Origin of the sequence: Bacillus sp. JJ1127 (genome assembly GCF_036965845.1) — a bacterium.
GTDB lineage: Bacteria > Bacillota > Bacilli > Bacillales > Bacillaceae_G > Bacillus_A.
In genome coordinates this window covers 1-804 of sequence record NZ_JBALQK010000444.1, presented here as the reverse complement: position 1 = coordinate 804, position 804 = coordinate 1, and the positions used below count along the sequence as shown (strand labels likewise).

Genomic DNA, 804 nt, shown 5'->3' with positions numbered 1-804 from the left:
ATATTACATTCTAATATAAAGAATTACAACAAAAAATTTAAAATATATAGTGAGTCAGTGTAAGTACAAACAAAAGTTATTTGTGAAATCTTCAACTGCTTTCTCTCTTTAATATGAAATATATTTGATGACGTAAACCAAGCTATTGTTAGGAATTGTTACAGCCTTATAAGCATATAAGTTTATAAAATACATCTTTATGTACAAGGAGTGGGTAGAGTGAATAGAGTAGGAAAGGATGATTTTGTTTCTGGATTTGTACCAAATCATAATCATGGATCGGTGGATTATACATCTGTTGAGGCGGGGCATGTACATCAATGTCTTGATGTAACATCTCCACCAATTCCCGCACAAGAAGGTGGGCATATACATTATACTCAAGGATATGTTGTCTTTGAGGATGGACATACGCATTATTATAAGGCATACTCAGGACCTGCGATTCCTGTAGGAAATGGAATGCATGTTCACTATTATGATTTTTATACGACTGAAGATAACGGACATAAACACCGTGTTAAAGGAGTGGATCAGCCAGCTCCAGGTAATAAATAAAGTTAATGCAGAGGATGGAAACTTCCAGGTTCGTCTGGATATATAAATGATAACTTCTCAAATGAGTTTATAACCTTTGATAAAGATGGGCATTTATATGCTTTTGCGAGTAGTGCTTCTAATATAGACGGTTCATATCAATCCATAATAGCTATTGGCGATGATTATACAGAAACCGCATGTACGAAAGATAGTATACAAGTACCTAAATCGCTTAAAGCTAAATTAACAGATAGAGAAAAGAAA

1 protein-coding gene is annotated in these 804 nt (G+C 33.8%); it reads left to right on the top strand.

The window, feature by feature from the left end; genetic code table 11:
- The first annotated feature begins 219 nt into the window (after positions 1-219).
- Positions 220-558 (top strand): YmaF family protein, encoded by a 339-nt coding sequence (locus V7183_RS25705; RefSeq protein ID WP_097898669.1) that lies wholly within the window; start codon positions 220-222, stop codon positions 556-558.
- The last annotated feature ends 246 nt before the right edge of the window (positions 559-804 follow it).